This is a genomic window from uncultured Sphingomonas sp., from assembly GCF_913777625.1.
Lineage (GTDB): Bacteria > Pseudomonadota > Alphaproteobacteria > Sphingomonadales > Sphingomonadaceae > Sphingomonas.
The window spans coordinates 76,424-102,583 of record NZ_CAJYTI010000011.1; the positions used below are offsets into that span (position 1 = coordinate 76,424).

Below are 26,160 nucleotides of genomic sequence, written 5' to 3' on the forward strand. Positions count from 1 at the left end.
CCCCCGGCGGTACGGCAAATGGATTCCCGCCTTCGCGGGAATGACGGGGGTTTCTTGGCGGGAAATTTCCCCTTCAACATCCGTCGCAATACGCCTGCCTCAAACGAGAAGGCAGTTTGGAAGAAATCATGACCCTGCACATCTTCCCCGCCATCGACCTCAAGGCCGGCCAGGTCGTCCGCCTCGCCGAAGGCGACATGGCCCGCGCCACCGTGTACGGCGACGATCCCGCCGCCCAGGCCGAGCTGTTCGCACAGGCAGGCGCCGAATGGCTGCACGTCGTCGACCTCGACGGTGCGTTCGCCGGCGAATCGGTCAACGGCCTCGCCGTCGCCAACATCCTGGCGCGGACGCCGAGCAAAGTGCAGCTCGGCGGCGGAATCCGGAACCGCGAATCGATCGCCCGCTGGCTCGACCTGGGCGTCACCCGCGTCGTGATCGGCACCGCCGCGCTGGAGAATCCGGACCTCGTCCGCGAGGCCGCCCGCGCCCATCCCGGCCAGATCGTCGTCGCGGTGGACGCCCGCGACGGCATGGTCGCGACGCATGGCTGGGCCGATGTGTCGGACGTGAGCGTGGTCGATCTCGCCCGCCGCTTCGAGGATGCGGGCGTCGCGGCGCTGCTCTTCACCGATGTCGGCCGCGACGGGTTGCTCAAGGGCTGCAATGTCGAGGCGACCGTGGCGCTCGCCCGCGCCGTGTCGATCCCGGTGATCGCCAGCGGCGGCGTCACCGACATCCACGACATCCATGCGCTCCGCAAACACGTGGCCGACGGTATCGAAGGGGTGATCTCGGGCCGCGCGCTCTACGACGGCCGGCTGGACCTCGCCGAGGCGATCGAGGCCGGGCGATGACCGTCCGCGCCCGCGTCATCCCCTGCCTCGACGTGGCGAACGGCCGCGTCGTCAAGGGCGTCAACTTCGTCGAGCTGCGCGACGCCGGCGATCCGGTCGAGCAGGCCCGCGCCTATGATGCGGCGGGCGCCGACGAGCTCTGCTTCCTCGACATCACCGCCAGCCACGAGGCGCGCGGTACCATCCTCGACGTGGTGCGCCGCACCGCCGAGGTGTGCTTCATGCCGCTCACCGTCGGCGGCGGGGTGCGCAGCGTCGAGGATGCCCGCGCGCTGCTGCTCGCCGGCGCGGACAAGGTCGCGGTGAACAGCGCGGCGGTGTCGCGGCCGGAAGTGGTCGCCGAGATCGCCGACCGCATGGGCAGCCAGTGCGTCGTCGCCTCGGTCGACGCGCGGCGAACCGGCAACGGGCGCTGGGAGGTGTTCACCCATGGCGGCCGCCGCGAAACCGGCATCGACGCGGTCGAGCACGCGCTGCGCCTCGCCGAACTGGGCGCGGGCGAGCTGCTCGTCACCTCGATGGACCGCGACGGCACCCGCGACGGCTATGACCTCGACCTGATCCGCACCATCGCCGACCAGGTGACGGTACCCGTGGTCGCCTCGGGCGGCGTCGGCGGGCTGGACGATCTGGTCGCGGGCATCCGCGACGGCCATGCCTCGGCGGTGCTGGCAGCGTCGATCTTCCACTTCGGCCAGGCGACGATCGCCGAGGCGCATGCCGCGCTGGCAGCGGCGGGGATACCGGTTCGGGGGTAAAGGGAGCGCCTATGCTCTCTCCGACCCTAGTTGCGGTCGCAGAGCATATCTGTCATTTGGATGCTCCGTACTTTGCCGGAGCGAGTTATGCGCTTGAAAATCCCCGCGCTGGTCCTTTTCATTTGCACGCCGGTCATGGCTTATAGTGGCGGCAACCACCAAGATGTTCAAGTGAGCAAGAAGTTGACGGTGTGGGGTCCCAAAGCGGGGGTTACGCGCTTTCTTGCACTGCAAGGTGCGCTAAAACCTGCATTGGCGGTGTCGGCACCCAAATCTCTTGGAACAGACAAGGCCGAAGCCACCGTCACGCTTCCCGCTGGCTACAAGGGTGAAGACGTCGTTCACACGACGCGCGAGGCCTTGGCTGCTGGACTCTGGTACAAATACGAGGAACGTCGATCCGCTGTGACGACTCGATCCTAGAATCCTAGCGTCTCGAAGACCTTATAGCCTACTCGACAGCAGGCCAGCAGCTGCCCACCAACTCCCGGTGTTTGCGGCAATGACCGACGGCGACGTAAAACGCAGCAGCCGCCGTCTTGCAGCACCAAAACTGTTCCCTATATGTACCAATTGCCGTCTTCTGGCGGCGGCTCTTTGATCCTGTTTGGCACCGCTTTTACTGCTCACGAAGCGATGCGCTTCGCGGCACCTGCCCAATTCCGACGGTCTAACTTCGGCTAGAAAGCCCGGGCAACTCTCCACACGCCTAAACTTCCTGAACTTCGCAGGCCGTTTCGATCCCGTCCCCCCACCAGTCGTCACCCCAGCGAACGCTGGGGTCTCCGGGGGCCTGGGCGAGCCGGCGCCACGCTCCTGCAGGACATGCCGGCGTTCGTTGGCATGATGCTGGGGATGGGTCGCCGTGCATGCAGCCTGGCCTAAACTTCCTAAACTTCGGTCGGTGGCCACCACCCCGGCGCAGCGGTCCTCCGCCAGTTTCTGCTACCTACCCCGACTTCAAACTTCAGCGGCACGCGCTCGCGCCTCAAACCGCGGTCGGCCGGCTCAGCACATACCACGCGCACCCCAGCATCGCCGCCGCCACGCCGACCGCCAGCCACGGCCCCGGCCGCGCACCCCAGGCGAACAGGCCGTAGCCGAGCGCCATGCCCGCACACGCCATCGCCTTGCCCTTACGCGGGATCGCGCCCTGTTCGCGCCAGGCGACCAGCGTCGGGCCGAATCGCGGATGGTCGAGCAGCCACGCCTCCAGCCGCGGCGAGGAGCGGGCGAAGCAGCCGGCGGCGAGGATCAGGAAGATCGTCGTCGGCATCAGCGGCAGCAACGCGCCGACGAAGCCGAGGCCCACGAACACGAACCCCAGCCCCAGCCACAAGGGCCGCGACAGCCGCCCCTGCCCTGCCCCCGATTCGCGTTCCTGCACCATCGTCATCCTGCCCTGCTGCCGCGAATCGCTCGCAGCGACCATAAGGGAAGCCCCGCAATCCCGCGCCCCAGGATTGACAGCGCCGCACGGCTCCCGCAGCCGGAGATCATGGCCGACCTTCTCGACACGCTCGAACAGACCATCCGCGACCGCCGCCTGGGCGACCCTGCGACCAGCTATGTCGCCAAGCTCACCGCCCGCGGCCGCGCCAAGATCGCGCAGAAGCTGGGCGAGGAAGCCACCGAAGCGGTGATCGCCGCGATCCAGGACGATCGCGACGAGCTGGTGAAGGAATCGGCGGACCTCGTCTTCCACCTGCTCGTGCTGCTGGCGGACATGGGGCTGAGCCTCGACGATGTCCGCGTCGAGCTGGCGCGGCGCGAGGGCGTGTCCGGCATCGCCGAAAAGGCGGCGCGGGGGGCGTGACCCCGCCGGCCCTTCGATCCTCCCCGGAACGGGGAGGGGGACCGCCGCCGAAGGCGGTGGTGGAGGGGGACCGCCGCACCGGACTCGCTTGCTGTACGCCCCCTCCACCATTCGCTGCGCGAATGGTCCCCAGCATCGGGTCGATAGTGCCCCCGGCACGATCTTGGATTGCCGGGGGCAATCCAACCCGATGCTCGTTCCGGGGAGGATCTAAGTTACGGAGCTACCAATGCCGATCGATGCCACCAAGCCCTATGACGACCAGAATGTCTTCGCGAAGATCCTGCGCGGCGAGATCCCGGCGAAGAAGGTCTATGCGGACGACTACGCCCTCGCCTTCCACGACATCGCCCCCCAGGCGCCGCACCATATCCTGGTGATCCCCACCGGCGCCTATGTCAGCTGGGACGATTTCTCGGCCAACGCCTCGGACGCCGAGATCGCCGGCTTCGTCCGTGCGGTGGGGGCGGTGGCCCGCGCGGCGGGGCTGGTCGAGCCCGGCTACCGGCTGCTCGCCAACACCGGCCTCGACGCCGGCCAGGAGGTGCCGCACTTGCATGTCCATGTCTTCGCCGGCCAGCCGCTCGGCCCGATGCTGGCGCGCTGAGCTTCGGTTTCGGCGCAATATTGTTTCGCGTTGGTACGCCGTAAGGGATTGCACGCCCCGGATTTGGGGTTAGGCTCCGCGCTTTACCAATTTGGGGGCGGCGCAACGCTCGCCGCATAGGGGACCAGGAAATGATATTCGGGCGCGTAAAGCCTCTCGATGCCATTCTAGCCACAGCCGAAAAGAAATCGCTCCACCGCTCGCTGGGCGCCTTCCAGCTGACCATGCTCGGCATCGGCGCGGTGATCGGCACCGGCATCTTCGTGCTCACCGCCGAAGCCGCGCAGAAGGCCGGGCCGGGCATGATGATCTCGTTCGTCATCGCCGGGTTCGTCTGCGCGGTGGCGGCGCTCTGCTATGCCGAAATGGCGGCGATGGTGCCGGTTTCGGGCTCGGCCTATACCTACAGCTACGCCGTGATGGGCGAGTTGGTCGCCTGGATGGTCGGCTGGGCGCTGATCCTCGAATATGCGATCGCGGCGGGGGCCGTCTCGGTTGGCTGGTCCGGTTACATGATGGGATTCATCCAGCACAATTTCGGGATCGAGGTGCCGCTGCAATTGATCCGGGGGCCGTTCGACGGCGGCCTGATCAACCTGCCCGCGATGGCGGTCGCCGCGATCGTCACGGCGCTGCTGGTCAAGGGCACCAAGGAAAGCGCCACGGTCAACGCGGTGCTGGTCGGCATCAAGATCCTCGCCCTGGCGATGTTCGTGATCGTGACCATTCCGGTGCTCAAGACCGGCCAGTTCACGCCGTTCGCGCCGCTGGGCTTTGCCGGTATCTCGGGCGCGGCAGCCTCGATCTTCTTCGCCTATGTCGGCTTCGACGCGGTCTCGACCGCCGCCGAGGAGACCAAGAATCCGCAGCGCAACATGCCGATCGGCCTGATCGGCAGCCTCGCGATCTGCACCATCTTCTACATGCTGGTGGCCGCCGGCGTGATCGGCACGGTCGGCGCGCAGCCGGTCCACGGCCCCGCGGGCGAAGTGCTGTCGCCGGGTACCCCGGCGCTGTCGCAGGCCTGTGCGGCGATGGCGGAGCAGGTCGTGGTCTGCTCGAAGGAAGCGCTGGCCTGGACGCTGCGCTCGATCGGCCATCCGTTCCTCGGCTGGCTGGTGGGTGCCGCGGCGATCATCGCGCTGCCTTCGGTCATCCTGATGATGATGTTCGGCCAGACCCGCATCTTCTTCGTGATGAGCCGCGACGGCCTGCTGCCCGAGTTCTTCTCGCGCGTGCATCCGAAGTGGCACACACCGCACGTCATCACCATCCTCACCGGCGTGTTCGTGTCGCTGTTCGCGGCGTTCTTCCCGGTGGGCCTGCTGGCGGACGTGTCGAACTCGGGCACGCTGTTCGCCTTCGCCGCCGTGTCGATCGCGGTAATGGTGCTGCGCAAGACCGATCCGAAGCGCCACCGCCCGTTCCGCACGCCGGCGATCATGATCACCGCCCCGGTCGCGATTGCGGGCTGCCTGTATCTGTTCGTCAGCCTGTCGGGCCCGACGATCGCGCTGTTCTTCGGCTGGGCGGCAGTCGGCCTGGTTGTCTATTATGGCTATAGCCGCTCGCGCAGCCATGTCGGCCGCGGGATCGACGACCGGGACGGACCCGACGCCTATGAGGATCTGGAGCCGCCGGTGCCCGGCACCCGCTGATCCTTCCCGTACAGGCAAAAAGAAAGGGCCGGAGGAGCGATCCTCCGGCCCTTCTTCTTTGACTGGCCTGGGCGATCAGCCGATCTTGGCGGCGGCGAGCGCCTTCAGATCCTTCTCGGCGCGGGCGCCATAGTGCTGGATGATCTCCGCCGCGCAGATCGCGCCGAGCTGGAGCGATTCCTTCAGGCCCCTGCCCTGCGCCTGGCCGTGCAGGAAGCCGGCGGCGAACATGTCGCCCGCGCCGGTGGTGTCGACCAGCGCGCCGATCGGCTCGGCGGAGACTTCCACCCGCTCGTCGCCCTGAAGGGCGATCGCCCCCTTCTCGCTGCGGGTGACGACGAGTAGCGGCACCTTGCCATGGATGTGCTGCACCGCCGCTTCGAAATCCTCGTGCCCGCACAGCGCCAGCAGTTCGGCCTCGTTGGCGAACAGGATGTCGATCAGGCCGTCGGCGATCAGCTGGCGGAAATCGTCACCGTGGCGCGAGATGCAGAACACGTCGGACAGGGTGAAGGCCACCTTGCGGCCGGCGGCGCGGGCGATCTCGATCGCCTTGCGCATCGCGGCGCGCGGCTCTTCCGGATCCCACAGATAGCCTTCGAGATAGAGGATCGCACCGTTCCCGATCAGCTGCTCGTCCAGCGCGCTGGCGGGGAGGAACTGCGAGGCGCCGAGGAAGGTGTTCATCGTGCGCTGGCCGTCCGGCGTCACGAAGATCAGGCAGCGCGCGGTGGTCGGCTGGCCGGGGCGGACGGCGGTGTCGAAATGCACGCCGGCGGCGCGGATGTCGTGCGCGAAGACGGTGCCGAGCTGGTCGTCGGCCACCTGGCCGATGAACGCCGCCTTGCCGCCGAGCGCGGCGATGCCCGCGACGGTGTTCGCCGCCGAACCGCCCGAAACCTCACGACCCGGGCCCATCTTGGCATAGAGCGCATCGGCCTCTTCCGGCGAGAACATCAGCTGCATCGAACCCTTGGGCACGCCGATCGATTCGATGAAGGCGTCGTCCGCCTGGGCGAGAATGTCGACGATAGCGTTGCCGATCGCGACCACGTCATAGCTGGGGTTGGTCAAGGTTCAGGGCTCCAATTGCAATGGGCGTCGCCCTAGAGAGAGGCAGATACAAGTGCAACCAAGGGAAACCCGTTTGAACGCCATGCAGATCGTCAAGCCGTCCGCGCCGCTCGCCGCGCTGTTGCTCGCCGCGTGTTCGGGTACGGTGCCGACCGCGCGACCGGCGGCCCCGCTGGCTGTGCCGGGCCGGGTGCCGGTGCCGGAGCAGCCGGCCAATCTCGCGCCGATCCGCGGGCTGAACGCGGCGCAGCTGCTCGCCCGCTTCGGCCAGCCGCGGCTCGACGTTACCGAGGGCAAGGGCCGTAAGCTGCAGTTCGTCGGGCCGATCTGCGTGCTCGACGCCTATCTCTACCCACCCGAGCATGGCAGCGGCGCGGCGACCGTCACCTGGGTCGATGCACGGCAACGCGACGGCAGCCCGCTCGACCAGGCGAGCTGCGTCGCGGCGCTGAGCAGGCGGAAGTAAAGGCGCGGTCCGCTCTCACAAACGATCGTCATTCCCGCGCAGGCGGGAATCCATTCGCCTGTGCGCCGGGGGGAAGACCGCGGCTTCAGCGCCAATGGATCCCCGCCTGCGCGGGGATGACGTGCTCTTACGTCTGCCGCCCCCGCGCCAAACGATCCTACGGCAGCAGGATCGTCGACCCCGTGGTCCGTCCGCCCTCGATCGCGCGGTGGGCTTCCGCCGCATCCTGGATCGCAAACCGCTGGCCGATCTCGGGCTTCACCGCACCTTTCTCCAGCATCGCGAACAGCCGCGCGGCGCCCGCCTCGCGCTCCTCCGGCGTGGCATAATAGTCGAACAGCTTCGGCCGCGTGACGAACAGCGAGCCATGCTGGTTGAGCGTGGCGAGCTTGACGCCCTCCACCGATCCGCTGGCATTGCCATAGCTCACGATCAGCCCGCGCCGCGCCGCCGCGCCCAGCGACGCCTCCCAGGTCGCCTTGCCGATCCCGTCGAACACGACCGGCACGCCCGCACCGCCGGTGATCTCCTTCACCCGCGCCGCGACATCGTCCTCGCGCGAGAGCAGCACATGATCGCAGCCGACCGCACGGGCCTTCTCCACCTTGTCCGCATGGCCGACCGTGCCGATCACCGTCGCGCCGATCGCCTTGAGCCACGCCACCGCGATCTGGCCGACGCCGCCCGCGGCGCTGTGGACCAGCACCGTCATGCCCGGCTGCACCTTGGCCGCGCGCTCGACCATGAATTCGACCGTGCAGCCCTTCAGCAGCACTGCCGCTGCGGTTTCGGCACTAATATCGTCGGGCAGCTTGAACAGGCTGTCCGCCTTCAGGTTGCGTGCAGTGGCATAGGCGCCCAGCGCGGGGCCGAAGGTCGCCACGCGGTCGCCGACCGCAAAGCCCGTCACGCCCGCGCCCACCGCCTCGATCACGCCGGCGCTCTCGCCACCCAGGCCGGAGGGGAGCTGCACGGGATAGACACCGGTGCGGTGGTACACGTCGATGAAGTTCAGTCCCACCGCCTGGGTGCGCAGCCGCACCTCGCCGGGGCCGGGATCGGGCAGGTCGACCTCGACCCATTGCAGCACCTCGGGCCCGCCCGTCGTGTCGAATCGAATTGCATGTTCCATCGCCGATCCCTTCCTTGCCGTCTCCAGCTAGGGATGCGGACCGCGGGCGCAAGGGTGCTTCAGCCCTGGTTCAGCCCGCCCAGCCCATCAGGGCGCGACAATCGGGGGAAGTCCGGCCATGTCTCTTGCGTTGATGCTGCTCGCGCTGGCCGGGATCGGCGATCGCGCAATCCCGTCTCCGCCCTGTACCACAGACGACCCGGCGCGAGCGGGCCAGGTCGCGGCCCTGCCCCGCTGGGCGCGCGCCGCGCTGCCGATGCCGATGGCGGACCGCGACCAACCCTTCAACCCGAGCGATATTCTCCAGGCCGGCGGGCCGCCGCAGCGCCGGCTGATCTGCGCCTATCGCCGCGACGCCGAGTGGGTGGTGGAATATGAGCAGGGCGGGATCGGACATTTCCGGAAGCGGGTCGTCCTGCGCCCGCCCGCAAAGGCGGGCTGAAGCCTCCCGCCTCAGTGCACCGTGCCGAGCGCCTTGGGCACGGAGAGCAGCACCACCAGTCGTTCGATCTGGCGCCAGCGGCAGAAGTGGATGACGTTGCCGCGATCGCGGCTCGCATCGGCGCGGGCCGCGGCTTCGCCGCAGGCCGCCTCGCCGAACCGGCGAATCAGCTCCGCCGCGTCGACCACTTCGTCCCGATCGCTCAGATAGGGATAGACGTCCATTCCAACTCCAACGCAACGGCGAGCCCCCTAGCCCGTGTCGACCTGATACACCGGTTTCCCTTCCCCTCGGGTGGACGAGGCTGGTGAACGAACGGGCAACCATAGGCCGGGCTGGCGTGCGCGGCGATTTCGTGGCAAAGGGCACCATGCAGTCCACCCCTTCGCGCACGCCGATGGCCGGCGGCTTCCTGTTGACGACGAGCATTCTCGTCGGCGCAGTGGCCGGAGCCCTACGCGGTCAAGCGACGGTGGGGCTGCTGGCCGGTCTGGCAGTGGGGTTCGCCCTCACGCTCGCCGTCTGGCTGATCGATCGCGCGCGAGGATAAAAGGGGCGCGCCTGCCACTGTCGTACGGGCTTGCGGTGCGCCGCGCGTAGCCCCAATTTTAGGGTCTCAATGTCTATTTCGAATCTCCCGACGCGCCTCGCCGAGGCGCTGGAACAGCGTGGCTATTCCACGCTGACCCCCGTTCAGTCCGCCGTTCTGGAAGACCAGGCCGCGGGCCGTGACCTCATCGTTTCCGCCCAGACCGGGTCGGGCAAGACGGTCGCCTTCGGCCTCGCCATGGCGCCGGAGCTGCTCGCCGGCGAAGAGATGCTGCCGCCCGCCGGCGCGCCGCTCGCCCTCATCATCGCGCCGACGCGCGAACTCGCGCTGCAGGTCAGCCGCGAGCTGATCTGGCTCTACAGCCCGGCCGGTGCGCGCATCGCCACCTGCGTCGGCGGCATGGACGCCTCGAAGGAGCGCCGCACGCTCAACCACGGCGCGCACATCGTCGTCGGCACGCCGGGCCGTCTGCGCGACCATCTGGAACGCGGCGCGCTCGACCTGTCCAGCCTCCGCGTCGCAGTGCTCGACGAGGCCGACGAGATGCTCGACATGGGCTTCCGCGAAGAGCTCGAAGCGATCCTCGACGCGACGCCCGAAGGCCGCCGCACGCTGCTCTTCTCGGCGACGATGCCGCGCCCGATCGTCGCGCTGGCCAAGCGCTACCAGCGCAACGCCTTCCAGATCACCACCAAGAGCGACGATCGCGGGCATGGCGACATCAGCTACCAGGCGGTGACCGTCGCGCCCGCCGACATCGAGCATGTCGTGATCAACCTGCTGCGCCTGCACGAGGCGGAGACAGCGATCCTGTTCTGCGCGACGCGCGACAATGTCCGCCATCTCCATGCCAGCCTGATGGAGCGCGGCTTCGCGGCCGTGGCGCTGTCCGGCGAGCATTCGCAGTCCGAGCGCAACCACGCGCTGCAGGCGCTGCGCGATCGCCGTGCCCGCGTCTGCGTCGCCACCGACGTCGCCGCGCGCGGCATCGATCTGCCGACGCTGACGCTGGTGGTCCATGTCGAGCTGCCGCGTGATGCCGAGACGCTCCAGCACCGTTCGGGCCGCACCGGCCGTGCGGGCAAGAAGGGCACCGCGGTGCTGATCGTCCCCTATCCGCGCCGTCGCCGCGTCGAGCAGATGCTGCACGGCGCGCGCATCCCGGCCGAGTGGATCGACGCGCCGACCCCCGAGCAGATTCGTGCAGCGGACCGCGAGCGCCTGATCGCCGCCCTGCTCCAGCCGATCGAGACGGACGAGGAAGACGTGGCACTGGCCGAGCGCCTGCTCGCCGAAAAGACCCCGGCCGAGATCGCCGCGGCGCTGGTCCGCGCGCATCGCTCGCAGCTGCCCGAGCCGGAAGAGCTGATCGAGGCGACGCCGGAAGCACGCCGCGCCGCGCAGCAGGAGCGTCACCGCCCCGGCTTCGACGACACGGTGTGGTTCCGCATGGACATCGGCCGTCGCCAGAACGCCGATCCGCGCTGGATCCTGCCGCTGATCTGCCGCCGCGGGCACATCACCCGCAACGAAGTCGGCGCGATTCGCATCGCGGCGAACGAGACGCACTTCCAGATCCCGTCGCAGCTGGCGGCGAAGTTCGCGGCTGCGGTCGACAAGTTCGCGCGCACCGCGGGCGACGATGACGACGGCATCCGCATCGAGCGGTCGACCGAAGCGCCGCAGCCCGGCGCGCGTGCCGATGGCCCCGTGCGTCGCGGCCCGCCGAACCGCAGCAACGCCAACGGCAAGCCCGGCGGCTTCCGCAAGGGCCCGCCGCGCCGCTGAAGGTTGGGATATGCTCCCCTTCCCACGCGGAGGGGGAGCTGGCGTTCTACTTTTAAGCCGCCATCCCGGCGAAAGCCGGGATCCATTCGCCACTACACCGCAGCAAAAGCCACGCCGGCGACCCCAATGGATTCCGGCTTTCGCCGGAATGACGGCGGTGAGATCGCGGGCGAGCTGCTGGCCGCTCGCCCCTACTCCGCCCGGTGGCGTTTCCGGCCATCCAGCGCGGAGAGCACCCCGCGCAGCGTGCGCAGTTCCTGGCTCGACCAGCGCGGCTTGGTCAACAGCGTGCGCAAGGTGCGCTTGGTCGACGGCACCCGGTCGGGCGGAAAATAATAGCCCGAATCGTCGAGCATCGCATCGAGCTGGCCGATCATCCCGTCCAGTTCTTCCTGCGGCGCCGGCGGATCGAGATCGACCGCGGGCGGGCTCTCCAGCCCGACATGCTTCGACCATTCATAGGCGACCAGGATCACCGCTTGGGCAAGGTTCAGCGAACCGAACTCGGGATTGATCGGCACGGTGATGATCGTGCGGGCAAGCGCGACATCGTCGGTCTCCAGCCCCGAGCGCTCCGGCCCGAACAGGATCGCGCTGCGCGTCGGCGCGCCGTGGATCTCGCGCGCGGCGACCTCGGGCGTCACCACCGGCTTGGTCACGCCGCGCTTGCGCACCGTGGTGGCATAGACCTGCGCGCAGTCCGCCACCGCATCCGCGACGCTCTCGAACACCTGCGCCTTTTCCAGCACGATGTCGGCGCCGCTCGCCGCGGGGCCAGCCGAGGGGTTCGGCCAGCCGTCGCGAGGGCTCACCAGCCGCATCTCGGTCAGCCCGAAGTTGAGCATGGCGCGCGCGGCCTTGCCGATATTCTCGCCCAGCTGCGGGCGGACGAGCACGATCACGGGAGACTTCAACTTTTGCCGACCTCGCTGACGTTACCGGCGAATTCCTCGAAATCCTTCGCCTCACGAAAATCCTTATACACGCTGGCGAAGCGGATATAGGCCACCGAATCCAGGCCCTTGAGCGCCTCCATCACCAGCGCGCCGATCCGCTGGGAGGGGATTTCGCTCTCGCCCGTCGTTTCCAATTGTCGCTGAATGCCGGAGACCAGCCGCTCGATCTGGGCGGGCTGGATCGGCCGCTTGCGGCAGGCGGTGGAGACCGAGCGCATCAGCTTCTCGCGCTCGAACGGCTCTCGCCGCCCCTCGACGCCATTGGCCCCGCTCTTCACGACGGTCAGGTCGCGCAGCTGGATGCGCTCGAAGGTGGTGAAGCGCGCCCCGCACGCCTCGCACTGCCGGCGCCTGCGGATCGCCGCCCCGTCGTCGGTGGGGCGGCTATCCTTTACCTGGCTGGCTTCATTCGAACAGAAAGGGCAGCGCACTTAGCCGCCGTAGATCGGGAAGCGTTCGCACAGCGCGCGGACGCGGGCCTTCACATCGGCCTCGACCGCGGCGTCGCCCGCTTCGCCCTTGGTGCGCAGCCCTTCGAGCACGTCGGCAACCATGTTGCCGATCTCGCGGAACTCGGCCGGGCCGAAGCCGCGGGTGGTGCCCGCCGGCGAGCCGACGCGGATGCCGCTGGTCTTCATCGGCGGCAGCGGATCGTTGGGGATGCCGTTCTTGTTGCAGGTGATCGCGGCGCGCTCCAGCGCCTCGTCGGCGTCCTTGCCGGTCACGCCGAGCGGCGTGAGGTCGACCAGCGCGAGATGCGTGTCGGTGCCGCCCGAGACGAGGTTCGCACCGCGCTCCTTCAGCGTCGCCGCCAGCACCTTGGCGTTCTCGACCACCGCCGCGGCATAGCTCTTGAACTCGGGGCGCAACGCCTCGCCGAACGCAACCGCCTTGGCGGCGATCACGTGCATCAGCGGACCGCCCTGCAGGCCGGGGAACACCGCCGAGTTGATCTTCTTGGCGATCGCCTCGTCATTGGTCAGGATCATGCCGCCACGCGGCCCACGCAGCGTCTTGTGCGTGGTGGTGGTGACGACATGGGCATGGCCGAACGGGGTCGGGTGGACGCCGCCGGCGACCAGGCCGGCGAAGTGGGCCATGTCGACCATGAACATCGCGCCGACTTCGTCCGCGATCGCGCGGAAGCGGGCGAAGTCGATGTGGCGCGGATAGGCCGAGCCGCCGGTGATGATCAGCTTCGGCTTGTGCTCGCGGGCGAGCGCGGCGACCTGGTCATAGTCGATCAGGTGATCGTCGGGGCGCACGCCGTACTGGACCGCGTTGAACCACTTGCCGCTCATCGCCGCGCGGGCGCCGTGGGTCAGGTGGCCGCCGGCATCGAGGCTGAGGCCGAGGATGGTGTCGCCCGGCTTGGTCAGCGCGAGCATCACCGCGCCGTTGGCCTGCGCGCCCGAGTGCGGCTGGACGTTGGCGAAGCCGCAGCCGAACAGCTGCTTGGCGCGGTCGATCGCCAGCTGCTCGACCTCGTCCGAGGGGTGGCAGCCTTGGTAATAGCGCTTGCCGGGATAGCCCTCGGCATATTTGTTGGTGAACACCGAGCCCTGCGCCTCGAGCACCGCCTTGGAGACGATGTTCTCGGAAGCGATCAGCTCGATCTGATACTGCTCGCGAGCGAGCTCGTGCTCGACACCGGCGAACACTGCCGGATCGACGTCGGCGAGCGATTTGGTGAAGAAGCCATCCGGCTGAAGGCCTGCCGTAACGGGATTGGTGCTCATGCGGGGCTCCTTTCGGGGTTGCCAAGCTTCTCCACGCGACGCTGGTGGCGGTCGCCGAGGAAAGCCGTTTCGAGGAAACTGGTGATGCAGGCCTTGGCCATCTCGATGCCGACCAGCCGCGCGCCGAGCGCGATGACATTGGCATCGTTGTGCTGGCGCGCAAGGCTGGCGGACAGCGGCTCGGAGACGAGCGCGCAGCGGGCGGCGGGGTTGCGGTTGACCGCGATCGAGATGCCGATCCCCGATCCGCACAGCGCCACGCCGAAGGTCGCGTCGCCGCGCTCGATCGCCTTGCCCAGGCGATAGCCATAGTCCGGATAGTCGACGCTCTCGGGGCCGTTGGTGCCGAGATCGAACACGTCGTGGCCGAGGCCACGCAGCCAGTCGACGAGATCCGCCTTCAATTCGTAGGCGGCGTGATCGGAGGCAAGGGCGATGCGGTGTTGCATGGCGGCCCTCTACGCGCGTGTGCGCCCGCTGGCTAGACACCCCGGGGACCATATGGCGAAGACTCTGTCCGGTCGCAGGACCACCGGGCGCGATCAGCCCGATCGCTGCGCCATCAGCCAGGTGCGGATCGCGCTGGCAAGGTTCGGGGGCGCGTCGGCACCGATCCGGGCATGGTCGATCGCCGCGACCAGCGCGCTGAGCGGGAGCGCGGCGTCCACCGCCGCCGCCTCGAGCGCCGCCCAGAAAATCGGCTCCAGGCTGATCGAGGTGGCATGCCCGGCGATCGTGATCGAGCGCTTTACCGGCCCGTGAAAGCCGCCCGGCGGCGCCACGATCTCCAGCGCCACCGCGTCACTCGGTGTCGAAGAGTGCGGCCAGCTGCTCGACCATCGTGCCCGCGAGCTGCTCGGCATCCATGATCGTCACCGCGCGGCTGTAATAGCGGGTGACGTCATGGCCGATGCCGATCGCCGCCAGCTCGACCGGCGAGCGCGCCTCGATCCAGCCGATCACCTGACGCAGGTGCCGCTCGAGATAGGAGCCGGAGTTCACCGACAGCGTCGAGTCGTCGACCGGCGCACCGTCCGAGATCACCATCAGGATCTTGCGGTCCTCGGGCCGCGCGATCAGCCGGCTGTGCGCCCAGAGCAGCGCCTCGCCGTCGATATTCTCCTTGAGCAGCCCCTCGCGCATCATCAACCCGAGCGACTTCTTGGCACGCCGCCACGGCTCGTCGGCCTGCTTGTAGATGATGTGGCGCAGATCGTTGAGGCGGCCCGGCTGCGCGATGCGCCCCTCGCCCAGCCACTTCTCGCGCGACTGGCCGCCCTTCCAGGCCCGCGTGGTGAAGCCGAGCACTTCGGTCTTCACGCCGACGCGCTCCAGCGTGCGCGCCAGGATGTCCGCGCTGATCGCCGCGATCGAGATCGGGCGGCCGCGCATCGAGCCCGAATTGTCGATCAGCAGCGTCACCACCGTGTCCTTGAACTCGGTATCGCGCTCCACCTTGTAGCTGAGCGACTGCATCGGGTTGACCACCACCCGCGCCAGCCGCGCCGCATCGAGCAGGCCCTCGTCCTGGTCGAAGTCCCAGCTGCGGCTCTGCTGCGCCATCAGGCGGCGCTGCAAGCGGTTGGCGAGCTTGGTCACCGCGCCCTGCAGATGCACCAGCTGCTGGTCGAGGTACGAGCGCAGCCGCTCCAGCTCGTCGGTGTCGCACAGATCGGTGGCGGCGACGACTTCGTCGAACTGGGTGGTGTAGGCGCGATATTCGAAGCTCGGCGGCAGGTCGCTCCACGGGCGATTGGGGCGGACCGGCATCATGCCGTCGTCGCCGTCGTCGCCCGGCTCGCCGTCGCCATCGTCCATGCCTTCGGACTGCTGCTCCTGGTCGCCTTCCTCGCCCTGCTCCGACTCGCGCTGCTCGCCGCGCGCCTCGGTCTGGCCCTCGCCCTGCTGCTGCTGGGACTCGCCTTCCTCTTCGCCCTGCTCCTGCTGCTCCTCCTGGCCCTCGTCCTCGCCGCCGCCTTCATCGGCCTCGTCGGGGACCATCTCGCCCTCGGTCAGCTCGAGATCCTGGAGCAGCTTGGCGGCGAGCGCGGCGAAGGCGTTCTGGTCGTCGATCGCCATCGCCATGGCGTCGAGATCGGCGCCGGCCTTGTCCTCGATCCAGTCGCGGACCAGCGCGAGGCCGAGCGCGGCGCTGGAGGGCGATTCGCGGCCGGTCAGCCGCTCGCGGACCATCAGCCCGAGCGCGGTGGACAGCGGCACTTCGTCGCGGGTGCGGGCGCGGCCGATCGGATCGGAGCGCAGCCGCATCGCCAGCGCCTGCTCCAGATTGTCGGCGATGCCGGCATAGCCGCGCGAGCCCAGCGCCTCGACGCGCGCGGTCTCGATCGCGTCATAGACGGCGCGGGCCACCGGCTCGCGGGGGGCGGTGCGGCCGTGCAGCGTCGCGTCGTGGTGGCGCATGCGCAGCGCGAAGCTGTCGGCAAAGCCGCGCGCCTCGGCGATCTGCTCGGGCGGCAGGGTGCGTGACGGCATCGGCACCTTGATCGTCTTGCCGCTTTGGAACGGCGCATCGGCGGTGAAGCCGAATTCGAGCTCGGTCGCGCCCGACAGCGCGCGCGAAGTTCCCGCGAGCACGTCGCGAAGCCGGTCGAGAGGATTGTCCTGCGCCATCGCTCCCACATGCGCCGCACGGGGCAGATGTCAAGGAACGCGCGGAGGAATGGCCGAGGGGGAAGTTCCGCAGCGCATTCCCACCCGTTCGTCATCCCCGCGAAGGCGGGGATCCATTGGGGTCGCCGCTGCGGCTCCTGCTGCGAACGCACTGGCAAATGGATCCCCGCCTCCGCGGGGATGACGATGGAAGCGTGGAGAAGGTGAAAGACGAAAAGGCGCCGACACATCTGCCGGCGCCCCTTCGGTTACTTCACGCCCAGGAAGGGCACCGGACCCGAACCGCCCATATAGGTGGGCAGCTGCCCGTTCCATTTCTCCACTGCGCGCAGCGTGACGATCTCCGGGTTGGTGCGGATTGCCTCCGCCTCGACCTGGATCGCCTTGGCGTCGCCTGCCGCCTTGGCGATGCGCGCCTCGGCGTCTGCCTTGGCGGTCTCGACATTGGCCTTGGCGGCGAGCGCCTGCTGCTCGTTGGCGATCTTGGCATTGATCTGGTTGAGCACCGCCTCGGGCACCACGACATTGCCCGCCCAATAGACCTGCTCCACCTGCAGCCCCACCGGCGCGAAGAAGGCCTGCACCCGCCGGGTAGCGGTCGCGATCAGCTCGGCCTTGTGGGTGCCGTAGATCTCCTCGACGCCCAGCTGCGCGGCACGCTCGACGATCGCGTTGCGGATCGCGTTGCGCAGCGGCCCGGCGATGATCTCGTCCATGTCCGTGCGGTAGCGCTGGAACAGGATCGAGGCGTGCGCCGGATCGACATGATAGGACACGCCGACGTCCGCCTTCAGCGACAGGCCGTTCTTGTCCTGGAAGGTGAAGGCCTCGTCGATCGGGCTCTGCTCGGTGTGCGACGCGGTCCAGGTATAGGTGCGGGTGAACACCGGATACTGGTAGATATGCGTGCCGGGCAGCGCGATGTACCAGCCGACCGGCAGCGACTCCGGCCGCACGCCCCCGGCGATGTTGTTCACCCGGATACCCACCTGCCCCGGCTCGACCCGCGCGAAGCTGCTCAGGCAGAAGATGCCCGCCGCCACCGCGACGGTGATCCACACCCAGCTGCGCCCCAGCATCCGAAACACGCCGAAGCCACCACCGAAATTCCCCGGTTGATATGCCATGTTCAACGTCCATGAAGATGGAGGAGAAGCGTCCTCCCGCGCCACATTCGCGCGTGGGCGACCCCAATGTCGCCCACGCGTGGACACGCGCGGCCGAACTGATCGGACCGATGGTCGATGGTCAGGTGGAGGTCGGGCGGGATGCGCGGCCGAAAGACTTCGGTGACGCAGGCAGGACGACACAGCAACAGCCAAATCGCGGAACAGATGCCGGGAAGACCGGCGATCCCACAATCCTACAGCTCAAGCCAAAACGTCGTTGATCCCTGCTCCTTGTGCAGCACCGAATGTGGAGACGAATCTACGCCTTTTGTTGCGGTGCGCAAGCGAATCCGGAAGGCCGACTTACGATTTTTGGAGCGCTGCCGATCAGCCCAGCATCGCCTGCAGCGCGGGCGAGATTTGCTCGACGACGCGCTCCCCGTCGCGCGTGACCATGTGCACGGCGAGTCCCTGCCGCTCCGCCAGCGTCATGCCCGCAGGCCCGAGCACGGTGAGCGCCGTCGCCCAGGCATCGGCCCGCATCGCCTCGCGGTGCAGCACGGAAACGGAGACGACCTGGTTGTCGATCGGCCAGCCGGTGCGCGGGTCGATCGTGTGGGCATAGCGGCGCCCGCCACGTTCGAAGAAGCGGCGGTAATCGCCCGAGGTCGCGACCGACAGGCCATGCAGCGCGACCCGCAATGGCGCCAGGGTGATGCCCGGCACCGCCTCCAGCTCGACCCACCAGGGCTGGCCATCGGGCTTGATGCCTTCGCCGCGGAGCTCGCCGCCGATCTCGATCAGGAAATCCTCGATGCCGAGCGAGACCAGCCGCTCGGCCACCGCGTCGACGGCATGGCCCTTGGCGATGCCCGAAAGGTCGATCTGCACGGCCTCGCGCCGGCGGATGCGGCGGGCGTCCGCATCGAATTCGAGATGGCGCACGCCGGACATGTTGCGCGCCTCGCCGATCGCATAGGCGCCCGGCAGATCGTCGCGCGGGCCGGCGGGGCCGAAGCCCCACAGATCGGCGAGCACGCCGGCCGCAGGATCGAACGCGCCGTCGCTCAGGCGGTGCACGTCGAATGCCGCGGCCAGCACCCGCACCGCCTCGGGCGACAGTGGGTGCCAATGGCCGAGCATCCCGCGGTTGAACCGGCCGATCCGCGATCCGCTCTCCCAATGGCTGAACTCGGCGATCATCCGCGCGAGCACAGCCTCGACGGTCTCGCGAATGTCCTCGGGAGGATCAACGACGACCAGGCGCCAAGTGGTGCCCATGGTCGCCCCGCCGAAGGTGGCGACGGGCGCAGCCGAGCGGCGCCGGTGGAATGCCGCCGGCGACAGGCTCTCGGGTACAGCGATACGCGGTTCTACAATCAGGGGGCCAGTACCTCCAGCGTGGTCGTGTAGCTCACACGACGGCCGGAGGAAACGCCTGCCATGCCCTGCGGGCCACCCATAGCGGGACGCGCGGCGGCGCCCTGCGCCTGCGGACGCGGGCCTTCGCCCTCGGGCTGCGGGGCGGTGGGGGTGACGTTGATCCAGTACATGCCGGCTTCCGGCCACTTGATCGTCACCTTGCCCTGGGCATCGGTGCGCAGGTCCAGCTGCTTCTGCGCCGCACGGTAACGGCCGTTGCCGAGAATGGTGGTGACGTAGAGGCCCGCTGCGGGCTTGCCGTCCAGGAGGAACTGGAAGGTCGCCGGCTCATTCGAGACGAGATCGTTCGGATGCGTCACCGGCACCAGTTCGATGCCCTGGCCGGTCGGCTTGAACACGGTGTTGGTCGGCGCACCCTGGGTCACGAAGATCTCGTTGCGGGCCAGCATCTCGCTGGTCTGCACGTCGGTCGCACCGGCGGGGATCACGCTCGCCAGCTGCGCCTTGGTGGTGCCGCGCGGGATCATCTTGGTCTCGCCGTTCAGCGTGTAGCGGCCGAACACGCCCTGGTTCACCACCGCGATGCGATAGGTGCCCTGCTGGGTGAGGTGCACGTCGAAAGTGGCGCGGAACTGGCCGACATTGTGATGCTCGGCCTTGCCCTCGCTGCCGTCGGGCTGGGTAATCACGGGGAGCACGCCGAGCGGGCGGTGGTCGAAATAGAAGAGGTCGTTGGACACCGCAGCGTCGACCGTCACCCAGTTATCGGTGCCCGAGACGACCGTCGAGGACGGCAACAGCCACATGCGATGGGCGATCGCGGCGGGAGCGGCGAGCGCCGCGACGGCGGCAACGGCGAACAGCGGCTTGCGGAACTGCATGACTGGAAATCCCCCGATTAGCGCTTGAGCGTGAACGAAACGGCGCCGAGCTCGCTCGTGCCCTTGGTGGTGGCGGTGGCGCTGCTGCCGTTCCAGCTGAACGGCAGGCGCACCAGATCCCGGCCGCCGACTTCGCGCGCGGCTTCCACCACCAGCGTGTACTGGCCCGGTATCAGCGCGGGCATGCCGCCCTTGCCGGCGACGAGGCGCAGCTTCTGCACGCCCGGCGCGCGGGTGGCGCCGCTGATGCCGTCGGCCGGGAAGCTCATCGTCCGCCCCGAGGCGCGCCACCACTGGCGCACGTCGTGCAGCCACTTGGTGCCTTCTCCGCCGCGCTTGTCGACATCGTACCAGACCGAGAGCGTGCGGGGCGCCTGCCCTTCCTTCTCGAGCCAGACGGCGACATAGGGCTTGTGATATTCGGCCACGCGCATGCGCGGCAGTTCGATCGACAGATCCATGGTCTGGGCCGCCGCCGCGTTCGGCAGCAGCGCGCCGGCGCCGAGCGCGGCGGTGGTCAGTCCGGTCAGGCGAAACTGCATGAAACCCCCTTAATGGATGAGGAACAGCGCGATCAGCGCAGGAATGGCGAGGCCGGCCGCGACGATCGGCCAGGTGCTCTTGCGGTGCTTGGCGTGCATCCACAGCAGCACCAGTCCGGTGAGCGTGAAGACCAGGCAGGCAAAGGCGAACACGTCGATGAAGGTTTTCCACGTCGTGCCGGCGTTGCGGCCCTTGTGGAGATCGTTGAGATAGGCGATCCAGCCGCGCGAGCTGATTTCGCTGGTCACCTTGCCGGTGGCGCGATCGATCGCGATCCAGCCGTCGCCGCCCGGGCGCGGCTGGGCGAGATAGATCTCGTAGGGCGACCATTCGGCGACGCCCTCGGCCGACATCCTCAGGTTGGCGCGCAGCCAGCCCGCGACCGGGGCCGGCAGCGGCTGCTTGGCATCGGGCTTGTCGTCCGGCTTGACCAGCGGCAGCAGCGCCGGCGGCAGCTGGGCGGCGCGGTCGACCGTCTTCGCGCTGCCCTCGATGTCGGCAGCATGGTTGAGCGTGAAGCCGGTGATCGCGAACAGCAGCAGCCCGACCAGGCTGATCGCCGAACTCATCCAGTGCCAGGTATGGAGCTGCTTGAGCCAGAAGCTCTTGCGGCTGCGCTTGCGCGCGGCAGGCGGGGACGGGGCGTGCATCAGGCTGGAACGATCTCGACTGCGGAAACGAAGCGCCGCGATAACGCGAACCATTCGCAATTACAACGGCCGAAAATGTAACAGGATGTCGCCGGTCGCACGGCGCGGCGGAGCCGGCGGAAACGCAGCGTTCGCGATCCTATGCCCTGGTTTGTCTGGGCGGGAGCGGCGCCAGCGGCTATCCCCGTCGCAACAACACGGAGACCGACGATGCGCGACGACCTGGTGACCCAGACGATCGAGCCGACCACGCACGACCTGGGCGGCTTCAAGGTGCATCGCACCCTCCCCTCGCGGCCGCGCACCATGGTGGGGCCGTTCATCTTCTTCGACCAGATGGGCCCGGCGATCCTCGACGTCGGCACCGGCATCGATGTGCGCCCGCACCCGCATATCAACCTCGCCACCGTCACCTATCTGTTCGCCGGCGCGATCGACCACCGCGACTCGCTCGGCACCTTCGCCACGATCGAGCCGGGTGCGGTGAACCTGATGACGGCCGGCCACGGCATCGTCCATTCGGAACGCTCGCCCTCGGCCGAGCGCGAGAAGGGCCCGGAACTCAGCGGCATCCAGACCTGGCTCGCGCTCCCCGAGGCGATGGAGGAAATGGACCCCGCCTTCGAGCATGTCGCCGCCGGCGACCTGCCGATCGTCGAGGCGCACGGCGCCCGCGCCCGCGTGATCATGGGGGAACTCTGGGGTGCGTCCGCCCCCACCACCACCTATGCCCAGACCATCTATGGGGACATCGCGCTCGACGCCGGCGCCAGCATCCCGATTGATCCTGCGGCAGACGAGCGCGCGCTCTATGTCGCGAGCGGCGACGCCAGCCTCGACGGCATGCCACTGGTGCCGATGACGCTCTATATCCTCCGCCCGGGCATTCGCGCGACGCTCCGCTCCGAGCGGGGCGCGCGGGTGATGTTCTGCGGCGGCGAGGCCTTCACCACGCCGCGCCACGTCTGGTGGAACTTCGTCTCCTCCAGCCGCGACCGGATCAACCAGGCCAAGGAAGACTGGAAGGCCGGCGCCTTCCCCAAAGTGCCGAACGACGACAAGGAGTTCATTCCGATCCCGGAAGTGCCCAAGACCGTCAGTTACCCCTAATTTCCCTGTACTTGCAGCCCGGGCGGAACCGTCGCATCCTAGGGGCGGGGCAAATCCCGGGCGCATGGAGAGGATGTTGCCACGGGGCACAGGGAGCAGTGCGTGACCACCATCCGACAGACGATGTTGCCGCTTTCCACCGGCGTGACGCTCGACGTGGCGCTGGCGGGCGATCCCACCCACCCGCCGGTGATCCTGCTGCACGGCTTTCCCGAATCGCACCGGACCTGGCGTCACCAGATCCCCGCCCTGGCGGAGCGTTATTTCGTCATTGCCCCGGACCAGCGGGGCTATGCCGAATCGTCCAAGCCGCAAGGCGTGGAAGCCTATGCCGCCGACCGGATCGCCGCCGACCTGTTCGCGCTAGCCGATGCCCTCCATCTCGATCGCTTCACGCTGGTCGGGCATGACTGGGGCGGCGCGATCGCCTGGATGGCGGCGCTGCGCGAGCCCAAGCGCGTCGCGCGCCTGGTGATCCTCAACGCCCCGCACCCGCAGGTCTTCCAGCGCAAGCTGTTCGACGATCCCGGCCAGCGCCGCGCCAGCCAGTATATCCGCTTTTTCCGCGAGACCGATCTCGACCGCGCGCCGGACAAGACCGCGCTCGAGCAATTCCTCCTCTCGCTGTTCGGCGAGCATCTGCAAGTGACGGTGCCGCCCGAGGAAAAGGCGATCTATCTGTCCCAATGGAGCCAGCCTGGCGCGCTGACCGCGATGCTTAACTGGTACCGCGCGACCCAGATCGTGGTGCCGGCGATGAACGAGGATCCCCCCCGGCCGAGCTGGGTCGACGGCCCCTTCCCGCTCCAGCCGCAGCCGACCCTGGTGCTGTGGGGGATGCGCGATCGCGGGTTGCTCCCCTGCCTGCTCGACGGGCTGGAGACGCTGATCCCCGACTATACGCTGGTGCCGATCCGCAGCGCCGGCCATTTCCTGCCCTGGGAAGCCCCGGAGGAGGTGACGACCGCGATGCTCGAATGGCTTGCGGTGCACCCGCTCTAAAAAAAAGCCCGGCCGAAGCCGGGCGTCAGGTGGGGAAGGAACCGGAAGCCGGTCTTAGAAACGGAATCGCACCCCGGCGCTGAAATACCGGCCCTCGTACCGCGTATCGATCGGGTAATATTGCGACTCGTTGAAGTAGCGATAGTTGCTGAATGGCTGCGCGAGGATGTTGTTCACCTCCACGGTCAGCGTGATGTTCTCGACCGGCGTGTACGATCCCGAGAAATCAAGCCGCGAGATCGGCCGCACCTGCTGGCCGGTATAGGCCGCATCGTTCGAGTTACGGCTGTAGAAGTCGACATAGGAGCTGCGATAATTGTACGATACACGCAGCGAAACCTTATCGCGCTCGTAAAAACCGCCGAGGTTGTACGTCCACTTCGACAGGCCGGTCAGCGGCACCATCGCGCGCGCCTCGCCCAGCGCCTTGGGCAGCTGGTTCTTGGCGTCGACATAGGTCAGGTTGGCCTGCGCGCCGAAGCCGCTCAGCCAGCCGGGCAGGAAGTCGAAGAAGCTCTGGGCCGAAACCTCGAAGCCCTTGATCTTGCCCGTACCTGCATTTTCCGGGCGGCTGACCTGGATCAGGCCGAAGGTGGGGTCGTTGACGTCGCGGGTGTAGCTGCTGATGAAGCCCTTGAGATCCCGGTAGAATAGCGCACCGCTGACCGCGCCGTTCCTGCCGAAATAATATTCGATCGTGGCGTCGTAATTCTTCGAGGTCAGCGGCTTCAGGTCCGGGTTGCCGCCCGAGCCGAACGCGGCGTAGCGCGCATTGCTGCCGGTGCCGGTACCGAAATCGGTGTTGCGGCTGATCGTGAAGGCCGGATTGAGATCGCCGAAGCTCGGCCGCGTGCGCGTCATGGTAAAGCCCAGCCGCGCCTGCAGCCCCTGCATCAGCTTGGCGCGGAGGCCGAAGCTGGGCAGCACGTCGACATAGTTCTGCCGGTTGACGTTCGTGACCGAGGTGACGGTGTCGACCTTGGTCACCGGATCGGTCACCGTCACCTTCGACGTGCCGACATAGCGCCCATCGGTGTTGACGATGCGCACGCCGAACGAGCCGTCGATCGGGATGCCCACGTCGAAGGCATAGCTGCCCTGCGCATAGGCCGCGTAGCTCGATTCCTTCGAGTAGAAGCCGCCATAGGGATCCATCGGGATCGCCTGGGTGGCGAACTTCGCCAGCGCGTCCTTATACCCTTGGTCGTTCGGATTGGCCGCGACGATCTTCTGCAGCGACGCATAGGAGAGCTGGCGCAGCGCCTCGGCATTGCTCTGAATGGCGTCGTAGGAAGGCATCAGCCAGTTGCGGAACGGCGGGCCGTCGCCGCGAAAGCCGTCCTGCACCTGCTCGAGATTGCCGGTCGGCAGGCTGGCGAGCGGGATGCTCAGCGTCGGCGTGTAGGCGTAGCGATTGCCCTGCCGCTTCTTCGCATCGCGATCGGTGGCGCGGAGGCCGAACTTGATCTTCGGCAGCCACTGGACATCGGTTTCCAGCGCGACGTCGCCCCGCCACTGGATGCCCGCGCCGGTGACGTAATATTCCTTCTGGTAGAAGCCGCGCCATACATAGTTGGCGGGGTTGGTCATGTCGTAATTGCCGAGGTCGAACCACGACGACTTGTTCTTCTCGAAGATCACGTTGACCGGCGGCGCCGCGGCGGTCTGGCCGTCGAGGCTCGACTCGTTGTTGCCATATTCCGAGAAGGTATAGGCAAAGTCGCTCGAGATCACCGCGCGCCCGGTCGTCCAGACGAAGCCGCCGGCGGCCTGGTAGGTATTGGTATAATCCCGCGTGGTCGAGCGGAAGGTCTCTGCCGGATAGCCGCCGGTCTTGCTGATGCTCACCAGCTTGTTCGGCTGGCCGTCGACCCGGACGATGTTGAACAGGTTCGGTGGAACCTCCACCCCCGCAGCGTTCTTCGGCGCGGCGCGGAGCAGCGACACGTCGAAGCTCTCGGTCGAACCCTGGTTGCGATAGGCCTGCCACAGCCCGTCGACATAGATTTCGAGATTGTGCGCCGGCTTCCACTGGAACGAGCCGTTGACCGACGGCCGCTCGCGCAGCCCGCGCGGATAGTAGAGGCCGACGCTGTACGGCAGGCGGAAGTCGGCAGCCTGGCCGGCCGGCAGCGTTGCCTTGCTGTTCGCCACCGGATCGACGCCGCCATTGGTGTAGCGGATCGCGTTGTTGAAATAGAAGCGGTTGTAGGCGACGTTGACCAGCGCCCCCATCTCGCCGATCGGCGTGTTCCAGCGATCGCTGATCAGCAGATTGCCGTTCGGGTTCGTCTTCTTCGACTGGTCGTTGTACGAGGCGCGGATCGCGCCGGCGATCTCCAGCCCCTTGAAATCGAACGGGCGGCGCGAGCGCACATTGACCAGCCCGGCCAGGCCGGGCTCGATCAGTTCCGCCGTCGCCGACTTGTATACCTCCAGCGCCGCCAGCGCGCCCGCGGGAAAGTCGTGCACCTGCACGGTGCGGTTCTCGGCAGTGAAGATCTCGCGCCCGTTGAACGAGGTGCCCACGTCCGGAAGGCCGCGGATGAGGATTCCCGAGGCTTCGTCGGCATAGCGATTGACCTGCACGCCCGGCAGCCGTGCGAGGCTCTCCGATGCGTTATTGTCTGGCAACTTTCCAATGTCCTCCGCGACGATCGCGTCGAGGATCGATTCCGAATTGCGCTTGAATTCGCGCGCGGAGGCAAGGCTGGCGCGAATGCCGGTAACCAGGATTTCTTCTTCCGCCGCCGCGCTAGGCGCCGACGCCGAGGTGCTATCCTGGCCAGAATCTCCGGGATTTGCGTTCGATTGTGCCCAAGCCGGCGACACGCTCGCCAGCGTGGCCGCGGCTACGCCCAACAACAGAACCTGCTTGTAAGACACGTCGTCCTCCCCTTTTGCCCTCCGCCGGCTCGGGCTTTCCCGATCGCCACTGCAGAACGAACCGGTCTGGCCCGAGGCCGACCGTGATCGGTTAAGTCTGACAAAAAGAAATGGGTGTCAAT

29 protein-coding genes are annotated in these 26,160 nt (G+C 67.8%); 13 read left to right on the forward strand and 16 right to left on the reverse strand.

Features of this window, described 5'->3' with window-relative positions:
* Positions 1–128: 128 nt before the first annotated feature.
* The 3 genes from hisA (at position 129) to QZ814_RS07720 (ending at position 2,038) form a co-directional block, all read left to right on the forward strand.
* Complete coding sequence (hisA, locus tag QZ814_RS07710) at positions 129–857, forward strand: 1-(5-phosphoribosyl)-5-[(5-phosphoribosylamino)methylideneamino]imidazole-4-carboxamide isomerase (RefSeq protein ID WP_294330618.1); 729 nt, start codon at positions 129–131, stop codon at positions 855–857.
* Entirely contained in the window at positions 854–1,615 is a 762-nt protein-coding gene (hisF, locus tag QZ814_RS07715; RefSeq protein WP_294330620.1) for an imidazole glycerol phosphate synthase subunit HisF, read from the forward strand. Before hisA ends, hisF begins: the two co-directional genes overlap by 4 nt.
* A gap of 87 nt (positions 1,616–1,702) precedes the next feature.
* Positions 1,703–2,038, forward strand: coding sequence for a hypothetical protein (locus tag QZ814_RS07720; protein ID WP_294330624.1), 336 nt, complete (start codon positions 1,703–1,705; stop codon positions 2,036–2,038).
* A gap of 565 nt (positions 2,039–2,603) precedes the next feature.
* Here QZ814_RS07720 and QZ814_RS07725 read toward each other — a convergent pair.
* On the reverse strand, positions 2,604–3,005 hold the full coding sequence (locus QZ814_RS07725) for a YbaN family protein (RefSeq protein ID WP_294330729.1): 402 nt from the start codon (positions 3,003–3,005) through the stop codon (positions 2,604–2,606).
* Positions 3,006–3,113: 108 nt separating this feature from the next.
* Between QZ814_RS07725 and QZ814_RS07730 the strand changes: the two genes are divergently transcribed.
* The 3 genes from QZ814_RS07730 (at position 3,114) to QZ814_RS07740 (ending at position 5,696) form a co-directional block, all read left to right on the forward strand.
* Complete coding sequence (locus QZ814_RS07730; RefSeq protein ID WP_294330627.1) at positions 3,114–3,431, forward strand: phosphoribosyl-ATP diphosphatase; 318 nt, start codon at positions 3,114–3,116, stop codon at positions 3,429–3,431.
* A gap of 229 nt (positions 3,432–3,660) precedes the next feature.
* Positions 3,661–4,038: an HIT domain-containing protein gene (locus tag QZ814_RS07735; protein WP_294330628.1), complete on the forward strand. Its 378-nt coding sequence runs from the start codon at positions 3,661–3,663 to the stop codon at positions 4,036–4,038.
* 131 nt (positions 4,039–4,169) lie between these two features.
* Positions 4,170–5,696 carry an amino acid permease gene (locus QZ814_RS07740; RefSeq protein WP_294330630.1) on the forward strand — a complete coding sequence of 509 codons (1,527 nt, stop codon included), beginning with the start codon at positions 4,170–4,172 and terminating at the stop codon, positions 5,694–5,696.
* Positions 5,697–5,771: 75 nt separating this feature from the next.
* Here QZ814_RS07740 and QZ814_RS07745 read toward each other — a convergent pair whose 3' ends face one another.
* On the reverse strand, positions 5,772–6,770 hold the full coding sequence (locus tag QZ814_RS07745) for an adenosine kinase (protein ID WP_294330632.1): 999 nt from the start codon (positions 6,768–6,770) through the stop codon (positions 5,772–5,774).
* 73 nt (positions 6,771–6,843) lie between these two features.
* Between QZ814_RS07745 and QZ814_RS07750 the strand changes: the two genes are divergently transcribed.
* Entirely contained in the window at positions 6,844–7,236 is a 393-nt protein-coding gene (locus tag QZ814_RS07750; RefSeq protein WP_294330634.1) for a hypothetical protein, read from the forward strand.
* 157 nt (positions 7,237–7,393) lie between these two features.
* Here the strand turns inward: QZ814_RS07750 and QZ814_RS07755 are convergent, their stop codons facing one another.
* The gene (locus QZ814_RS07755) at positions 7,394–8,368 is read right to left on the reverse strand and encodes a quinone oxidoreductase (protein WP_294330636.1); all 975 of its coding nucleotides are present in this window, start codon (positions 8,366–8,368) and stop codon (positions 7,394–7,396) included.
* A 118-nt stretch (positions 8,369–8,486) separates the two neighbouring features.
* On the opposite strand from QZ814_RS07755, the gene QZ814_RS07760 reads away from it, so the two are divergent.
* Complete coding sequence (locus tag QZ814_RS07760) at positions 8,487–8,810, forward strand: hypothetical protein (RefSeq protein WP_294330637.1); 324 nt, start codon at positions 8,487–8,489, stop codon at positions 8,808–8,810.
* A gap of 11 nt (positions 8,811–8,821) precedes the next feature.
* On the opposite strand, the gene QZ814_RS07765 is transcribed toward QZ814_RS07760, so the two are convergent.
* Positions 8,822–9,034: a hypothetical protein gene (locus tag QZ814_RS07765; RefSeq protein ID WP_294330639.1), complete on the reverse strand. Its 213-nt coding sequence runs from the start codon at positions 9,032–9,034 to the stop codon at positions 8,822–8,824.
* An 83-nt stretch (positions 9,035–9,117) separates the two neighbouring features.
* Here QZ814_RS07765 and QZ814_RS07770 point away from each other — a divergent pair, with 83 nt between their 5' ends.
* Both QZ814_RS07770 and QZ814_RS07775 read left to right on the forward strand, forming a co-directional pair.
* A complete protein-coding gene (locus QZ814_RS07770) occupies positions 9,118–9,360 on the forward strand; it encodes a hypothetical protein (protein WP_294330640.1) in 243 nt (80 codons plus the stop codon).
* 69 nt (positions 9,361–9,429) lie between these two features.
* Entirely contained in the window at positions 9,430–11,148 is a 1,719-nt protein-coding gene (locus QZ814_RS07775) for a DEAD/DEAH box helicase (RefSeq protein ID WP_294330641.1), read from the forward strand.
* A 191-nt stretch (positions 11,149–11,339) separates the two neighbouring features.
* Here the strand turns inward: QZ814_RS07775 and QZ814_RS07780 are convergent, their stop codons facing one another.
* The 7 genes from QZ814_RS07780 to QZ814_RS07810 all read right to left on the reverse strand — a co-directional run bounded on the left by QZ814_RS07780 (position 11,340) and on the right by QZ814_RS07810 (position 17,601).
* Complete coding sequence (locus tag QZ814_RS07780) at positions 11,340–12,050, reverse strand: RNA methyltransferase (protein ID WP_294330643.1); 711 nt, start codon at positions 12,048–12,050, stop codon at positions 11,340–11,342.
* Positions 12,051–12,058: 8 nt separating this feature from the next.
* Complete coding sequence (nrdR, locus tag QZ814_RS07785; protein ID WP_294330645.1) at positions 12,059–12,535, reverse strand: transcriptional regulator NrdR; 477 nt, start codon at positions 12,533–12,535, stop codon at positions 12,059–12,061.
* A complete protein-coding gene (gene glyA, locus QZ814_RS07790; RefSeq protein WP_294330647.1) occupies positions 12,536–13,843 on the reverse strand; it encodes a serine hydroxymethyltransferase in 1,308 nt (435 codons plus the stop codon).
* Complete coding sequence (gene rpiB / locus QZ814_RS07795; RefSeq protein WP_294330648.1) at positions 13,840–14,292, reverse strand: ribose 5-phosphate isomerase B; 453 nt, start codon at positions 14,290–14,292, stop codon at positions 13,840–13,842. The genes glyA and rpiB overlap by 4 nt, the downstream gene beginning before the upstream one ends.
* 93 nt (positions 14,293–14,385) lie before the next feature.
* A complete protein-coding gene (locus tag QZ814_RS07800; RefSeq protein ID WP_294330650.1) occupies positions 14,386–14,640 on the reverse strand; it encodes a ribbon-helix-helix domain-containing protein in 255 nt (84 codons plus the stop codon).
* 4 nt (positions 14,641–14,644) lie between these two features.
* Positions 14,645–16,474, reverse strand: coding sequence for a cobaltochelatase subunit CobT (cobT, locus tag QZ814_RS07805; protein WP_294330652.1), 1,830 nt, complete (start codon positions 16,472–16,474; stop codon positions 14,645–14,647).
* A gap of 248 nt (positions 16,475–16,722) precedes the next feature.
* Entirely contained in the window at positions 16,723–17,601 is an 879-nt protein-coding gene (locus QZ814_RS07810; protein WP_294330653.1) for an SPFH domain-containing protein, read from the reverse strand.
* Between the two features lie 11 nt (positions 17,602–17,612).
* Between QZ814_RS07810 and QZ814_RS07815 the strand changes: the two genes are divergently transcribed.
* Positions 17,613–17,864 (forward strand): hypothetical protein, encoded by a 252-nt coding sequence (locus QZ814_RS07815; protein ID WP_294330655.1) that lies wholly within the window; start codon positions 17,613–17,615, stop codon positions 17,862–17,864.
* Between the two features lie 106 nt (positions 17,865–17,970).
* On the opposite strand, the gene QZ814_RS07820 is transcribed toward QZ814_RS07815, so the two are convergent.
* The 4 genes from QZ814_RS07820 to QZ814_RS07835 form a co-directional block, all read right to left on the reverse strand.
* Positions 17,971–18,864 (reverse strand): FAD:protein FMN transferase, encoded by an 894-nt coding sequence (locus QZ814_RS07820; protein ID WP_294330657.1) that lies wholly within the window; start codon positions 18,862–18,864, stop codon positions 17,971–17,973.
* 98 nt (positions 18,865–18,962) lie between these two features.
* On the reverse strand, positions 18,963–19,847 hold the full coding sequence (locus QZ814_RS07825) for a DUF4198 domain-containing protein (protein ID WP_294330659.1): 885 nt from the start codon (positions 19,845–19,847) through the stop codon (positions 18,963–18,965).
* Between the two features lie 17 nt (positions 19,848–19,864).
* The gene (locus tag QZ814_RS07830; protein WP_294330660.1) at positions 19,865–20,389 is read right to left on the reverse strand and encodes a DUF2271 domain-containing protein; all 525 of its coding nucleotides are present in this window, start codon (positions 20,387–20,389) and stop codon (positions 19,865–19,867) included.
* Positions 20,390–20,398: 9 nt separating this feature from the next.
* Positions 20,399–21,040 carry a PepSY-associated TM helix domain-containing protein gene (locus QZ814_RS07835; protein ID WP_294330731.1) on the reverse strand — a complete coding sequence of 214 codons (642 nt, stop codon included), beginning with the start codon at positions 21,038–21,040 and terminating at the stop codon, positions 20,399–20,401.
* A gap of 210 nt (positions 21,041–21,250) precedes the next feature.
* Between QZ814_RS07835 and QZ814_RS07840 the strand changes: the two genes are divergently transcribed.
* Both QZ814_RS07840 and QZ814_RS07845 read left to right on the forward strand, forming a co-directional pair.
* On the forward strand, positions 21,251–22,150 hold the full coding sequence (locus QZ814_RS07840) for a pirin family protein (RefSeq protein WP_294330662.1): 900 nt from the start codon (positions 21,251–21,253) through the stop codon (positions 22,148–22,150).
* A gap of 102 nt (positions 22,151–22,252) precedes the next feature.
* Positions 22,253–23,152 carry an alpha/beta hydrolase gene (locus tag QZ814_RS07845; protein WP_294330663.1) on the forward strand — a complete coding sequence of 300 codons (900 nt, stop codon included), beginning with the start codon at positions 22,253–22,255 and terminating at the stop codon, positions 23,150–23,152.
* Between the two features lie 54 nt (positions 23,153–23,206).
* Here the strand turns inward: QZ814_RS07845 and QZ814_RS07850 are convergent, their stop codons facing one another.
* Positions 23,207–26,017, reverse strand: a complete 2,811-nt coding sequence (locus QZ814_RS07850) for a TonB-dependent receptor (RefSeq protein ID WP_294330665.1) — start codon at positions 26,015–26,017, stop codon at positions 23,207–23,209.
* Between the last annotated feature and the right edge of the window lie 143 nt (positions 26,018–26,160).

Coding starts and splice junctions, on each gene's coding strand:
- QZ814_RS07720 (WP_294330624.1), top strand. CDS start 1,703: ATGCGCTTGAAAATCCCCGCGCTGGTCCTTTTCATTTGCACGCCGGTC.
- hisA (WP_294330618.1), top strand. CDS start 129: ATGACCCTGCACATCTTCCCCGCCATCGACCTCAAGGCCGGCCAGGTC.
- QZ814_RS07740 (WP_294330630.1), top strand. CDS start 4,170: ATGATATTCGGGCGCGTAAAGCCTCTCGATGCCATTCTAGCCACAGCC.
- QZ814_RS07775 (WP_294330641.1), top strand. CDS start 9,430: ATGTCTATTTCGAATCTCCCGACGCGCCTCGCCGAGGCGCTGGAACAG.
- QZ814_RS07820 (WP_294330657.1), bottom strand. CDS start 18,864: ATGGGCACCACTTGGCGCCTGGTCGTCGTTGATCCTCCCGAGGACATT.
- rpiB (WP_294330648.1), bottom strand. CDS start 14,292: ATGCAACACCGCATCGCCCTTGCCTCCGATCACGCCGCCTACGAATTG.
- QZ814_RS07830 (WP_294330660.1), bottom strand. CDS start 20,389: ATGCAGTTTCGCCTGACCGGACTGACCACCGCCGCGCTCGGCGCCGGC.
- QZ814_RS07810 (WP_294330653.1), bottom strand. CDS start 17,601: ATGGCATATCAACCGGGGAATTTCGGTGGTGGCTTCGGCGTGTTTCGG.
- QZ814_RS07765 (WP_294330639.1), bottom strand. CDS start 9,034: ATGGACGTCTATCCCTATCTGAGCGATCGGGACGAAGTGGTCGACGCG.
- QZ814_RS07730 (WP_294330627.1), top strand. CDS start 3,114: ATGGCCGACCTTCTCGACACGCTCGAACAGACCATCCGCGACCGCCGC.
- QZ814_RS07825 (WP_294330659.1), bottom strand. CDS start 19,847: ATGCAGTTCCGCAAGCCGCTGTTCGCCGTTGCCGCCGTCGCGGCGCTC.
- QZ814_RS07755 (WP_294330636.1), bottom strand. CDS start 8,368: ATGGAACATGCAATTCGATTCGACACGACGGGCGGGCCCGAGGTGCTG.
- QZ814_RS07815 (WP_294330655.1), top strand. CDS start 17,613: ATGAAGATGGAGGAGAAGCGTCCTCCCGCGCCACATTCGCGCGTGGGC.
- glyA (WP_294330647.1), bottom strand. CDS start 13,843: ATGAGCACCAATCCCGTTACGGCAGGCCTTCAGCCGGATGGCTTCTTC.
- QZ814_RS07725 (WP_294330729.1), bottom strand. CDS start 3,005: ATGGTGCAGGAACGCGAATCGGGGGCAGGGCAGGGGCGGCTGTCGCGG.
- QZ814_RS07835 (WP_294330731.1), bottom strand. CDS start 21,040: ATGCACGCCCCGTCCCCGCCTGCCGCGCGCAAGCGCAGCCGCAAGAGC.
- QZ814_RS07840 (WP_294330662.1), top strand. CDS start 21,251: ATGCGCGACGACCTGGTGACCCAGACGATCGAGCCGACCACGCACGAC.
- cobT (WP_294330652.1), bottom strand. CDS start 16,474: ATGGCGCAGGACAATCCTCTCGACCGGCTTCGCGACGTGCTCGCGGGA.
- hisF (WP_294330620.1), top strand. CDS start 854: ATGACCGTCCGCGCCCGCGTCATCCCCTGCCTCGACGTGGCGAACGGC.
- QZ814_RS07760 (WP_294330637.1), top strand. CDS start 8,487: ATGTCTCTTGCGTTGATGCTGCTCGCGCTGGCCGGGATCGGCGATCGC.
- QZ814_RS07735 (WP_294330628.1), top strand. CDS start 3,661: ATGCCGATCGATGCCACCAAGCCCTATGACGACCAGAATGTCTTCGCG.